This is a genomic window from Vibrio gallicus (assembly GCF_024346875.1).
GTDB classification, from domain to species: Bacteria; Pseudomonadota; Gammaproteobacteria; order Enterobacterales; family Vibrionaceae; genus Vibrio; species Vibrio gallicus.
Genome location: NZ_AP024871.1, coordinates 563927 through 577341, shown reverse-complemented (window position 1 = coordinate 577341; position 13415 = coordinate 563927). Strand labels below are relative to the sequence as shown.

13 protein-coding genes are annotated in these 13415 nt (G+C 43.2%); 5 read left to right on the top strand and 8 right to left on the bottom strand.

Annotated elements, in window-relative coordinates; genetic code table 11:
• Window positions 1-46 precede the first annotated feature (46 nt).
• Both OCU28_RS02725 and OCU28_RS02720 read right to left on the bottom strand, forming a co-directional pair.
• A complete protein-coding gene (locus tag OCU28_RS02725; protein WP_261816832.1) occupies window positions 47-1549 on the bottom strand; it encodes a peptide MFS transporter in 1503 nt (500 codons plus the stop codon).
• A gap of 344 nt (window positions 1550-1893) precedes the next feature.
• Entirely contained in the window at window positions 1894-3483 is a 1590-nt protein-coding gene (locus tag OCU28_RS02720; protein WP_261816831.1) for an AbgT family transporter, read from the bottom strand.
• A gap of 350 nt (window positions 3484-3833) precedes the next feature.
• Here OCU28_RS02720 and tsaA point away from each other — a divergent pair, with 350 nt between their 5' ends.
• The 4 genes from tsaA to OCU28_RS02700 all read left to right on the top strand — a co-directional run bounded on the left by tsaA (window position 3834) and on the right by OCU28_RS02700 (window position 6782).
• Window positions 3834-4532: a tRNA (N6-threonylcarbamoyladenosine(37)-N6)-methyltransferase TrmO gene (gene tsaA / locus OCU28_RS02715; RefSeq protein WP_261816830.1), complete on the top strand. Its 699-nt coding sequence runs from the start codon at window positions 3834-3836 to the stop codon at window positions 4530-4532.
• An 84-nt stretch (window positions 4533-4616) separates the two neighbouring features.
• The gene (locus OCU28_RS02710) at window positions 4617-6332 is read left to right on the top strand and encodes a proline--tRNA ligase (RefSeq protein ID WP_261816829.1); all 1716 of its coding nucleotides are present in this window, start codon (window positions 4617-4619) and stop codon (window positions 6330-6332) included.
• A gap of 52 nt (window positions 6333-6384) precedes the next feature.
• Window positions 6385-6588 carry a YaeP family protein gene (locus tag OCU28_RS02705; protein ID WP_261816828.1) on the top strand — a complete coding sequence of 68 codons (204 nt, stop codon included), beginning with the start codon at window positions 6385-6387 and terminating at the stop codon, window positions 6586-6588.
• 2 nt (window positions 6589-6590) lie between these two features.
• Window positions 6591-6782 (top strand): DUF4250 domain-containing protein, encoded by a 192-nt coding sequence (locus tag OCU28_RS02700; RefSeq protein WP_261816827.1) that lies wholly within the window; start codon window positions 6591-6593, stop codon window positions 6780-6782.
• A gap of 95 nt (window positions 6783-6877) precedes the next feature.
• Here the strand turns inward: OCU28_RS02700 and OCU28_RS02695 are convergent, their stop codons facing one another.
• Entirely contained in the window at window positions 6878-7663 is a 786-nt protein-coding gene (locus tag OCU28_RS02695; RefSeq protein WP_261816826.1) for a YggN family protein, read from the bottom strand.
• A gap of 13 nt (window positions 7664-7676) precedes the next feature.
• Window positions 7677-8774, bottom strand: a complete 1098-nt coding sequence (dinB, locus tag OCU28_RS02690; RefSeq protein WP_261816825.1) for a DNA polymerase IV — start codon at window positions 8772-8774, stop codon at window positions 7677-7679.
• Window positions 8775-8900: 126 nt separating this feature from the next.
• Between dinB and OCU28_RS02685 the strand changes: the two genes are divergently transcribed.
• Window positions 8901-10145: a uracil-xanthine permease family protein gene (locus OCU28_RS02685; protein WP_261816824.1), complete on the top strand. Its 1245-nt coding sequence runs from the start codon at window positions 8901-8903 to the stop codon at window positions 10143-10145.
• Window positions 10146-10209: 64 nt separating this feature from the next.
• Here OCU28_RS02685 and nqrM read toward each other — a convergent pair whose 3' ends face one another.
• From nqrM to nqrE, 4 genes are all read right to left on the bottom strand, one after another.
• Window positions 10210-10443, bottom strand: coding sequence for a (Na+)-NQR maturation NqrM (gene nqrM, locus OCU28_RS02680; protein WP_261816823.1), 234 nt, complete (start codon window positions 10441-10443; stop codon window positions 10210-10212).
• Window positions 10444-10455: 12 nt separating this feature from the next.
• The gene (locus OCU28_RS02675; protein WP_261816822.1) at window positions 10456-11487 is read right to left on the bottom strand and encodes an FAD:protein FMN transferase; all 1032 of its coding nucleotides are present in this window, start codon (window positions 11485-11487) and stop codon (window positions 10456-10458) included.
• An 81-nt stretch (window positions 11488-11568) separates the two neighbouring features.
• Window positions 11569-12792, bottom strand: coding sequence for an NADH:ubiquinone reductase (Na(+)-transporting) subunit F (nqrF, locus tag OCU28_RS02670; protein ID WP_261816821.1), 1224 nt, complete (start codon window positions 12790-12792; stop codon window positions 11569-11571).
• A gap of 23 nt (window positions 12793-12815) precedes the next feature.
• Window positions 12816-13412 carry an NADH:ubiquinone reductase (Na(+)-transporting) subunit E gene (gene nqrE, locus OCU28_RS02665; protein WP_261816820.1) on the bottom strand — a complete coding sequence of 199 codons (597 nt, stop codon included), beginning with the start codon at window positions 13410-13412 and terminating at the stop codon, window positions 12816-12818.
• Between the last annotated feature and the right edge of the window lie 3 nt (window positions 13413-13415).

The window sequence follows — 13415 nt, the reverse complement described above, 5'->3', positions numbered from 1 at the left end:
CTAGTGTATAAGGGCATTTTATTATCCGGGTAAAGCTAAGCTTACATTAAGCTATCGTAATGCCTCTCTTAGCCAATGATTTGTGTAGAAGGTACATCACAACACAGAGCCCCCCTCCAACAATCACCGCTGTAATACCCATAGTATAAAAGAAATCACCGTAGGCGTGAATGCTAACCAATTTATCCATTCCCCCCTTAGGTACAGCAACGAGTCGACCTAATTGACCTGAAATAAGGTTAGACATAGAAGATGCTAGATACCAAGCTCCCATAGCAAATGCAATCATCTTAGGGTGACAGTACAGACCAATCATAGATAGGCCTACAGCACTTACAAACAGCTCAGCAATTGTCACAATGAAGTATGAAAGGCCAACATAGTCCGCGCTCGCAATGCCTGTTTCATAAGCACTTGATGCACCAAGCCATAAAGCTAGCATCGACAGCCCTGCAAGAACGACACCTACAGCAAACTGATACGGGATCGTAAAGCGTACAAAGCGGCTGTAGAACCTAGGTAGCAAAGACCCAATAGCAAGAATAACCAATGGGTTTATCAGCTGGAACTGAGCAGGAGAAAGTGTCACACCCAATAGAGAGAAGTCGGTATTGTTCTTAGTGAACATAACCATGGTTGTCGACATTTGGTTATACAGCACGAAAAAAACGATCGCGACTAAGATAAGGAATGCGGCAACTAACTGTTTGGTACGATCAACGCCTTTCAAAAGCATGGTACGAATACAGAAAGTTAAAATACCAGCAGTACAACCAATACCGATAAGATAGGTACTAACGTGTGGATTCAAGTAAGAGAAGTACGCAATAACATAGCCTACAACCAAATAAGTTAAGACAGGTAACAGGCGCGCGAAAGTCATAGGTTGCTTATCAAGCTCATCAACCACATTGTCATACAGCTTGCGCTTCACAATAAAGTTAAGAGCAGCCGCAGACTTACCAAGCACAACCAATGCTAGTACTGACATCACACCATACGCACTATCCATAAATAAAGGTGCGATACCAATACCTACCAACGAACCAACGTTGATTGCCATATAGAAGTAAGTCATACCCGATTTACTACCTGCATCATCCCCTTTATAGATACGACTCACAAGAGCCGTTGTTGGTGAAGCCACTAAGGAGTTAATAGCAGGAAGCAATGCATAAGCCATAATAAAGGCGTGTGTACCAAGGGAATGCACATTTGAGCTACCGAGATAAATTAAGATATATGCAAGGGCGATAAGACATACCCCCCAAGTAATACCACGACGAATACCAAGGTATTTATCAATAATGTAGCCACCAATAATTGGCATCATATAGCCGATAGCTTGGGTTACCCCCATAAACTCATAAGCCTCTTTCTCGGTCATACCTAGGCCATCTCGAGCGATAGGAAGAGTCAAGAAAAGGATAAAAATCGACATGATAGAGTAGGAAGCAAACTGCCCAAAGAACGTAATGGTGGTAACGTTAAATACTTGGGAGCTAATCAGCTTCTTATCTTCGTTAGGTGTATTAGATATAGTTTGCAAAATAAGTATCTCTAAAATCGTTTATGATTAAACCCAGCGATACAAGGGCTCAACGATAGATATAAAGCTATCGCGCGCGCAAAGGTAGCAAACTATTCATAGCGGATCAGAGTGGCATTATTACATTCCACAAATAGTAAACGGAGCAATTCGATTAAAAGCTAATCAACCAGATTGATAATAAAGAAAAAAACTTACTTTTCACCTAACATAGCGTCGGCTACTTGGAATACATTACATCTAGCAATGATGCGACAAGGATATAACACGGAGTGTTAGTTGCACTTTGCTCAACCAAAAAAAAATGGCCAGCAATGCTGACCATTCAATCCAAATAAAATCTATTATGGCGTATAGAAAGTGGCCGCACCTGGACCAACAGGTAAACCAAATACGAATACCCATACATAGAACAGTACTGACCAGCCCGCAATAAAGCACAGTGAATATGGCAGCATAGTTGCGACTAAGGTACCAATTCCAAGGTTCTTCATATAGCGGGTTGCGACGGCTAGGATCAAGCCAAAGTAACTCATCATTGGAGTAATGATGTTGGTAGTAGAATCACCAATACGATATGCCGCTTGAATAGTTTCAGGAGCATACCCAACCAGCATCAGCATAGGTACAAATATTGGTGCAGTAACCGCCCATTGCGCAGATGCTGAACCAATCATTAGGTTGATAAATCCGCACATCAAAATAAATGCGAAAAATAGCATAGGTCCTGTCAAACCAATTGATTGCAAGAAATCAGCACCCGCAACTGCAAATACCTGACCAAAGTTAGTCCACTTAAAGAATGCGACGAATTGTGCAGCAAAGAATACAAGTACGATATACATTCCCATAGAAGACATCGACTTTGCCATTGCATTAATTACATCTTTATCGGTTTTCATAGTGCCAACAGTGCGCCCGTAGACAAACCCTGGGATGGCAAAGAAAACAAAGATAAAGGCAACAATACTCTTAAGGAAAGGAGAACCAGAAACCAATCCTGTTTCAGGGTGACGCAGTGCTCCCCACTCTGGAACTATAGTCAAAGCGATGACTGAACTTACGGCCAAAACAGCAATACCTGCACGTTTTAGTCCTCGTTTTTCATTATCACTTAGCACACCCATGCTGTCGCCAGATAAATCCTCAGATGCTTCTTCATCATTATATTTACCAAGCTTAGGCTCAACAATCTTCTCAGTAACAAACGCACCGGTAATCGCGATAAAGAAGGTCGATATAAACATGAAGTACCATTTCGACTCTGGACCTACGGTATACGTTGGATCAATCATCTGTGCTGCAGTTTCAGTAATACCTGAAAGTAGCGGATCAACGGTACCAATAAGTAAATTTGCAGAGTAACCACCTGAAACCCCAGCAAAAGCCGCCGCTAAGCCAGCTAACGGGTGACGCCCTAATGAGTGGAATAACATCGCCGCAAGAGGGATAAGTACCACATAACCCAGCTCAGATGCTGTATTGGAGATAATACCAGCAAATACCACCGCCACTGTCACCATGCGAGTCGACGCTCCCATGACTAAGCCACGCATTGCAGCAGATAGCATTCCTGAGTGCTCTGCAATTGCGACACCTAACATAGCTACCAGCACAGTGCCTAAAGGAGCAAATCCTGTAAAGTTACTCACCAAATTGGTAACGATTAGACGCAAGCCTTCACCATTAAGCAGGCTTACCACCTCGATTATGCCGCTAGCACTACGACCAGGTGCACCTTCAGGGCGAGGATCTATAACTGAAACGTCAAAATAACCAGCAACACCAGACAGGAGTAGAATACCAACACAAAAGATTGCAAATAAAGTGATAGGGTGTGGTAATAGGTTGCCTAGATATTCAACGCTATCTAAAAAACGCGTAAATATCGGCTTCTTGGGTGGGCGCAGTGTCTGTTGAACAGATGTACTCATCTATATCTCCTTTGTAATTATAGTTATCTTTTTTACGGGTTACTCCCGCATCTACGGTTGTAGCACGTCATCCTACGACTACTGCAAAAATAAACCGGAAACATACCCTACAAAAATCCATTTTAAAAGTGAGCAATCTCTCAGAAAAGATTATATTTTTTTGTTAAAAGCTCTAAAAAATCATGCAATTAGAGACAAAACCCCGCTATAGCAATAGTTTAACGGTATTTATACTTCTTTATTACTGCCCCCTCATCACTGAGCCTGTATTTTCAAATATGTGACGCAGCACAAAATAATTCGCTATTATAAACAAGACTTTTTATAGATCTTGAACTATATACAACCTCATGCATACAATCGAACCTATTGGCACTATCCATACTCCTTACAAAGAAAAGTTTGCGATTCCGCGTCAACCCAACTTAGCACCCGACGTAATTACAGAACTGCATCTGATTGGAGAAGCAAATAACGAAGCAAGCGTTCGCGAACTTGAGCAGTTCTCTCACTTATGGCTGCTGTTTTTATTTGATCAGAATATAGAAGCAGGTTGGAAGCCCACAGTACGACCACCAAGACTTGGCGGCAACAAACGTGTGGGGGTCTTTGCCAGTCGCTCAACCTTTAGACCCAATGCCATTGGAATGTCGGCTGTGGAACTAAAAAGTGTCGAGATTAAAGGGGGTAACGTTGTTGTGAAGCTAGGCAACGTCGACCTTGTTCATGGCACCCCAATAATAGATATCAAGCCTTACATTCCCTACTCCGATGCAATAGCAGACGCGCGAGCAGGTTACGCCGAGCAATCTCCTCAAACCAAGCCTGTCGTATTTAGGCCTCAAGCATTAGATGTGTTACAAAAAAGCCCCGACAGCGAGTATCGGCAATTAGCCCTACAACAAATTCTGTCTCAAGATCCTAGGCCTGCTTATAAACAAAAACAGTCCGACAATAAGAGCTACACAGTGCAACTCTTTGATTGGGACGTAAGCTTTGAAGCAATAGAGGAAAGGATTGAAGTCACTACGATAAAACCTTTAGCGTAAGGCAATAGACTGATACTATAGAGGGCTTATTCTCCTAGGGTTACCTAGGAATTTTTTACTTAATCTAGACAACGGAAAGCGTAAATGCGTACCAGTAAATACCTAGTTTCTACCCTTAAAGAAACGCCAAATGACGCAGAGGTTATTAGCCACCAGTTAATGCTTCGTGCGGGTATGATTCGTAAACTTGCCTCGGGCCTATATACTTGGTTACCCACAGGTTTGCGTGTACTGCGTAAAGTAGAGAACATTGTTCGCGAAGAAATCGACAACGCAGGTGCTGTCGAAATACTAATGCCCGTTGTCCAACCCTTTGAGCTTTGGGAAGAAACAGGACGTTCAGAAAAAATGGGGGCCGAGCTATTGCGCTTTACTGACCGCCATCAACGTCCATTCGTTCTAAGCCCAACGGCTGAAGAAGTAGTAACTAGCCTTGTTCGTAATGAAGTCAACTCTTACAAGCAATTGCCTTTGAATCTATATCAAATTCAAACTAAATTCCGTGATGAGCGACGCCCTCGCTTTGGTGCTATGCGCGCACGTGAGTTTAGCATGATGGACGCTTACAGCTTTGATATTGATAAAGCAGGCCTAGAGAAATCATATGAAGCGATGCACGAAGCCTACTGTAAAGCCTTTGACCGTATGGGCCTTGATTATCGCCCTGTAATGGCAGATACCGGTGCTATCGGTGGTAATGGCTCTCATGAATTCCATGTACTTGCTGAAAGTGGTGAAGACCTAATTGCTTTCTCAACTGAGTCCGATTTTGCAGCTAACATTGAAAAAGCAGAAGCACTTGCTCCCCAAGGTGAGGCAGCGGCGCCAACTCAAGAGATGACGCTAGTTGATACTCCAAACGCGAAAACAATCGCCGAGCTAGTTGAGCAGTTCGAACTGCCTATCGAGAAAACAGTTAAAACCCTATTTGTTAAGGCATCTGACGAGGTTGATTCGCCTCTGATTGGCCTTATCATTCGTGGTGACCATGAGCTTAATGAAGTAAAAGCTGAGAACCTACCTCAAGTTGCTTCGCCATTAGAGATGGCAACGGAAGAAGAGATTCGTGCAGCAATTGGCGCAGGTCCTGGTTCACTTGGCCCAGTAAACCTTGAGCTACCATTTATTGTTGACCGTAGCGTTGCTGTAATGAGTGATTTTGGCGCTGGTGCAAACATCGATAACAAGCACTACTTCGGTGTTAACTGGGGACGCGATGCTGAGTTAGGTCAAATTGAAGACCTACGTAACGTCGTTGAAGGTGATCCAAGCCCTTGTGGTCAAGGTGTTATTCAATTAAAACGTGGCATCGAGGTTGGGCACATTTTCCAACTTGGTAATACCTATTCTGAGAAAATGAACTGCAGCGTGCTTGGCCCTGACGGTAAGAGCGCTATCCTTGAGATGGGCTGTTACGGTATCGGCGTATCACGTGTTGTGGCATCAGCTATTGAGCAAAATCACGATGCTAACGGCATTATCTGGCCTGAAGCATTAGCACCATATCAGGTCGCTATCGTTCCGATGAACATGCATAAGTCAGAACGTGTTAAAGAAGCAGCTGAAAAACTGTACGCTGACCTAACAGCGCAAGGGTTTGAAGTATTATTTGATGACCGTAAAGAACGCCCGGGGGTTATGTTCAAAGATATCGAACTTATCGGTATCCCACACACAATCGTGATTGGCGATCGCAGTATGGATAACGGTCATTTTGAATATAAAAATCGTCGTGATGGTGAGAAAGTGCCAGTTGAGATGGATTCTGTTATTGAGTACATCAAAGCGCAGATTAAATAGTCGAAAACAGATGAAGGCAGCTTACGCTGCCTTTATTTTTTAAGGGAAAGTAATGAAAGCATACGATTGTTGTGAGCTAGTACGTCAACTATACGCTCAAATTGGCAGTGGTGACCAAGCCTATGTACCACAAGCTATCAGCTGTGCGGTAAAGTCACTAAATGACATAGCTACTGACCAAACTCTACCAAAAGAAACCCGTGAAAAGGCAGCATTTGCCGCCGCTAACCTACTAATCTCAGATTTTGAGGACTAACTATGAACCTAGCTAACTATCAAACTATGGATGTAGTTATGCTAATGAGCATAGTGAATATGAAGTTGCGTGATGACTTTTCTGGTGACCTTGATGCCCTAAGCTCAAGTTTTGACATCGACAAGCAAGCCCTAATCGATCGTCTACAAACTGCCGGATTTGAGTGGCTCGCTCAAGCCAAACAATTCAGATAACACCCTCTTTACGGCATGCCTTAAACAAAAAACGGCTTTACTAATAAAGCCGTTTTTTATGCATTATTTATTTCCGCGCTTAAGGCTAATAATTTTTATATCTCGAATAACTGGTAGTTCTTCAGTTCAGGAATAGTAGCAACGACTCCTTTCTCTTGTTTAGAGAGCGCCTTCATCGAATCACAGTATTGCTGTGCCTGCTTTTTAACCTGCTTTGAATTCTGTTTTAGTTTGTTCTGAACTGAAACCTGTAATTGGGCCATCTGCTGTTGCAGAGCAGAGAAATCAACTCCCTTGTCAGATTTCATTTTTTCTTGAAGTACCGTAAATGCGCTGGCAAAAAACTCACGATTAAAGACTTCTTTGGCTTGAGAAAAGTCCTTGCTCCAGTTCTGATATACGTCCTTAAATGCGTCAGGCTTTAATACCATTTCACCGTTTTGATAGTAGCGTTTTTCAAGCTTGTCATAATAGCTAGCAACTGCGCTACGTACGTTCTCAAATGCCTTAGTATTGTTAAATGAAGCAGAGAGGTCGTCGATCACCTCATTAGCCACAGCAACACCAGACTTAGCGATCTCTTTTGCTTTAGGTACGACCGTGTTTAATTGCTCACGGTAGTCTTGCAACTGTTGTGACTGTTCGCTAGAAAGTAAGACCGCTTTACCTTTGATAATTAGTTGGTTGTCGGCCTGAAACTCAGCTGCGTTACCATGCTTATCGATAATTTTTACGTTCTTACCATCAAGATGCAGCTCTTGATGTACATCTATAGGACAAGCATTTGCTGGCATTTGCTCAGCCATAACCACTCCTGATGACATTACGCCGACACTTAAGGCTGCAATTGCTACCAAGCTGTGTATCTTTTTACACCACATACTACTCAATCCATTAATCTATTTTGTCGCTATTATCCAACAAGCTTAATTGCTTGGCTACAGCCTCTGACTGCAACATTACATTCAGCCCCAATAACCTTATCTCTCGACCATGTTGGCGAGTTAGAACCTGCTCTAACAATCCATGAAATGTATTCAAATCCAATTGCTTAGAGCCGCACTCAATGGTGGTCGTTTGAAAATCAGCAAACTTCACCTTGATACCTTGCTTGATAATTTCTCGACCAGTACGCTGTAAACGCTGCTCCAATTCAGGGTATAGCTTTTGCTCAATCGACTGCCAGCATTGAGTGAAGGTCGCTATATTTTGGTTAAAGGTGCGCTCTACCCCAACCGATTTTCGCTCTCGCTCGACCTCGACATTTCGCCTATCGACACCATGGCAACGCTTCCATAAAGATGCCCCTAACCGTCCATACTTAATCAATAAATCGCGATAATTACTTTTACGTACATCTTCTCCAACGTATAAGCCGCCGCGATTTAGCTTTTGTAAGGCAACCCTGCCAACGCCTGGTATTTTCTGCAAAGGCATCTCATCAATAAAGCTTTGCACCTGATGTGGAGGGATAACAAACTGACCATTAGGCTTATTTAAATCAGAAGCAACCTTGGCTAAAAATTTGATAGGCGCAATTCCCGCCGACGCGGTTAATCCGGTGACGTTAAAAATATCGTTGCGTATAGCTTGAGCAATAAGTGTGGCAGAGCCTTTGCATTGGGTACAGTCAGTCACATCTAGATAGGCTTCATCTAATGAAAGGGGCTCGATTAAAGGAGTATAGCGAGAAAATACCTCTCTGATCTGAGCAGAAACGGCTTTATAGACTGACATCCTTCCAGCTACTACTAATAATTCTGGGCATAATTTTTTAGCCTGCGCGGTTGGCATGGCGGAATGGATGCCAAACTTACGTGCTTCGTAATTACAAGTGCTTAATACACCGCGCTGCTTTTCGCTGCCACCAACAGCCATAGGTCGGCCTCGGTATTGGGGAAAATCACGCATTTCTACTGCCGCAAAGAAACAATCCATATCGATATGAATGATCTTTCGGTTAAACTCAGGCTTCAAGTACTGTTTAGGCATACAGTTATTCTACCCTAATGTAACATTATATTACTAGAGTATTAGAAAACTTGATCTACTAGAGATATTGAAAATTTACTAGTGCTAGTATTCGTTGATTTTCCTAGATAAGGAGAAAAGAAAGTCATGTCTACTATTTTACAGGGTATGCAAATGCTCTTCGTCGCATTTGGTGCTTTGGTTCTAGTTCCTCTATTAACGGGATTAGACCCAAGTGTCGCTCTTGTCGGCGCAGGTGTTGGTACTCTTTTATTTCAAATTATAACAAAACGCACGGTTCCTATCTTTTTGGCATCTTCTTTTGCCTTTATTGCTCCAATTCTTTACGGCGTTCAGGCATGGGGCATTCCTGCAACCATGGGTGGCCTAATGGCAGCGGGTATGGTTTATGTCATCCTTGGTGGCATCATTCGTGTGCGCGGTGTTGGAATTATCCATAAACTGCTACCACCAGTGGTAGTGGGTCCCGTTATCATGGTTATCGGCTTAGGTCTGGCTCCGACTGCGGTTAACATGGCACTGGGTAAATCTGGCGATGGCGCAATTCAATTGGTCGATGGCCAGCTATCGCTATGGATTGCATTGGCATCACTTTTCACTACCATTTTAGTTAGCGTATACGCAAAAGGCTTCTTAAAGCTCCTGCCTATATTCTCTGGTATCGCGGTAGGTTATATCTTGAGCCTGATGTTTGGCATTGTTGATTTTACTTCTGTTTATCAAGCAAGCTGGTTTGCACTACCAAACTTTACTACCCCTGAATTCAACATCAACGCGATTCTATTTATGATTCCTGTTGCTATTGCACCAGCGGTTGAACACGTAGGGGATATATTAGCTATCTCAAATGTGACGGGTAAAGACTACCTTAAGAAACCAGGCTTACACCGCACTATCGCAGGTGACGGGATCGCAACTATGGCGGCAAGTATGATGGGCGCTCCACCAAATACCACCTATAGTGAGGTGACTGGCGCGGTAATGCTAACTAAGGCATACAACCCTAAAATCATGACTTGGTCGGCAGTAACAGCAATTATTCTAGGCTTTGTAGGTAAGCTAGGCGGCCTGCTACAAACTATCCCTGTACCAGTTATGGGCGGCATCATGATGCTGTTATTTGGTTCAATTGCGACTGTAGGCCTTAACTCTCTGATCAAAAACCAAGTTGACCTTCACCAATCAAGAAACCTAGTGATTGTTGGCGTTACCTTAGTATTTGGTATCGGCGGCATGGCCTTTGGTATTGGTGATTTCAATCTGCAAGGCATCAGCCTATGCGGTATTGTTGCAATCCTTCTAAACCTAATCCTGCCAAAAGAACTTGGTGAGTCTAAGGTTGTCGACAACGCTCAGATTGATGACAAATAACCTTATTCAAGGCTAAAAAAATCCCAACACTAGGTGTTGGGATTTTTTTTACCTAATAATGTAATTAAGCGATTCTATCTTTTTCCCACTCAGCCATCTTCTCAGCTCGAGCTGCAGCCTTAGCTTCTCGACGCTTACGAGCATCACACGGTTCAGGGCAACTGCATACCTTGTCGATCCCCATAGCGTCCAAGCCACCGCAACTGCCTTTGACTACTTTCTTCTGAAAAATGTAGCCCACTGCCATCAAGGCAATGAACCCTAGGAATACACCAAAAGTAACTAAGTATGTTGCCATTATCGTGCCCTTTTACTTTATATACTGCGCAAATGCATCGGAATAAATCTCTTTAAAGCCATCCGCTGTTTTTACGATCATAAACACCGCTAGGCCATTGTCATTTGCTACACGTAAGCCTTCTTTATCTCCAAGAACCATTAAACCGGTTGCTAGACCATCTGCGGTCATACATGAAGGGTGAAGCGCTGTTACTGAAACAACCTTATTCGCGATAGGTTTGCCTGTTTTAGGGTTTATTATATGCGAATAACGGATTCCGTCACGCTCAAAATAATTACGATAATCACCAGATGTGGCCATCGCCATATCTCCAGGCTGTACAATTAACTCTACTTGGCGTGAATTAACCACTGGCTTTTCAATCGCTATGCGCCATTTCATATCCTTGGCGTTAGTCCCTTTAAGACGAAGCTCTCCACCAATTTCAACCATATAACGGTGAATATTTAATGATGCTAGATATTCGGATACCACATCAACGCCCCAACCCTTTGCAATAGTCGACAGGTCAACATACAGTTCAGGCAGGTCTTTGTGCAGGGTGTTGCCATCAATAAATAGATGATGGATACCGATCATTTTACGGCGAGCGTTAAGTTCATCAGCGGTTGGTACTGTATCTGGACGCGCTTCAGGGCCAAACCCCCAAAGATTAACCAGAGGCCCTACCGTGATATCTAATGCGCCCTCAGTCAATTTATTCAAGCGAATCGCTTCTTTTACTACCGTTGCCATTTGCGGTGAAACAACAAAATCCTCGGTCGTTTTTAGTTGATTAAATTGACTCAGCTCTGAATTCGGTCGATAAGTGGACATCTGATCATTAACTTGATTCAGAAGCTCATCTATTTTGCTCTGTATTTGAGTGGAGTCCGGTGCGTCACCATCAGCTATATATTTTATATGGTAGGTAGTGCCCATTGTTTTACCACTTAACGCTACCTGCTGTGGGGCTTGCTCGCACCCCGTCAAAACCATTGCTGCAACAAAGATTGCTAATACAGTTTTTAATCTTTTGCCAAGATGAGATACAAACTTCATCCCGCTCTCCATAACCATTAACTCATATAAAAGAAAAAGGCTGACTCTAATGAGTCAGCCGTCTTATCTCTCGATTATCGATTAACCACCGAAGTCATCGAGTAGGATATTTTCATCCTCAACACCTAAGTCTTTTAGCATACCAATAACGGCTGCATTCATCATAGGTGGACCACACATGTAGTATTCACAGTCTTCTGGCGCATCATGATCGCGTAGATAGTTTTCATACAGAACATTATGGATAAAGCCTGTGTAACCATCCCAGTTATCTTCTGGAAGTGGATCAGACAGCGCGCAATGCCAAACAAAATTGTCGTTCTCTGCTGCCAGATTGTCGAAGTCTTCGATATAGAACATCTCGCGCTTAGAGCGAGCACCATACCAGTAGCTCATCTTACGCTTAGATTTCAGACGCAACAATTGGTCAAAGATGTGTGAACGCATCGGTGCCATACCTGCACCACCACCGATAAAGACCATTTCAGCATCAGTTTCTTTAGCGAAGAACTCACCAAATGGCCCCGAAATAGTACATTTATCACCCGGTTTAAGCGACCAAATATACGATGACATAACGCCCGGCGGTACGTCAGGGTTATTTGGCGGTGGCGTTGCGATACGCACGTTAAGCTTAATCAAACCACGCTCTTCTGGGTATGATGCCATAGAGTAAGCACGGATTGATGGCTCATTCACAATAGACTCATAACGGAATAGGTTAAACTTATCCCAATCTTCTCGATATTCTCCTGGAACATCAAAATCTGAGTATTTAATGTGGTGAGGTTCAGCTTCAATCTGAATATAACCACCCGCACGGAAAGGTACTTCTTCACCCTCAGGGATCTTAAGCACAAGCTCTTTGATGAAGGTTGCTTCGTTGTCATTTGAAAGAACTTCACATTCCCACTTTTTAACACCGAAGATCTCTTCAGGAAGCTCGATCTCCATATCTGACTTAACCGCTACTTGACACGCTAGGCGTTCACCTTCGCGAGCTTCGCGCTTGCTAATGTGATCAAGTTCAGTTGGCAGAATATCACCACCGCCAGATTTAATCTTCACACGGCACTGACCACAAGAGCCACCACCACCACAAGCAGAAGATACAAAGATCCCACTTGCAGCCATAGCACTAAGCAGTTTATCACCCGGTGCTGTGATGAACCCTTTCTCAGGGTCACCGTTTACTAAAATGTTGACATCCCCTGTAGGCACTAACTTAGATTTGGCGAACAAAATCACCAACACTAAAGCAAGCACGATCAGAGTAAACATCACAATGCCAAGAATAATATCCATTGACTAATCCTTATTATTTACTCTTACAGTTGAACACCAGAGAATGACAAGAAACCAAGCGCCATCAAGCCTACAGTGATAAAGGTAATACCTAGACCACGCAAACCCGGAGGCACATCAGAATACTTCATCTTCTCGCGAATACCGGCCAAAGCGACAATAGCCAGCAGCCAACCGATACCAGAACCAAAGCCGTATACGACCGATTCTGTAAAGTTGTAATCGCGCTGTACCATGAAAGATACGCCACCAAAGATTGCACAGTTAACCGTGATTAACGGCAGGAAAATACCCAGTGCGTTGTACAAAGGTGGGAAGAATCGGTCGAGAATCATTTCTAATATCTGAACCAAAGCTGCGATAACACCGATAAAGGTGATGAAGTTTAGGAAGCTAAGGTCTACACCTGCTACCAATGCATTCTCTTTTAGCACCAAGTTAAACAACAGGTTGTTAACTGGTACAGCGATAGTAAGTACTGCGGTTACCGCAACACCAAGACCGAAAGAGGTTTTAACCTTCTTAGATACTGCAAGGAAAGTACACATACCTAAGAAGAATGACAGTGCTAAGTTTTCGATGAAAATCGATTTAACTAGCAAACTAATATAATGTTCCATAAC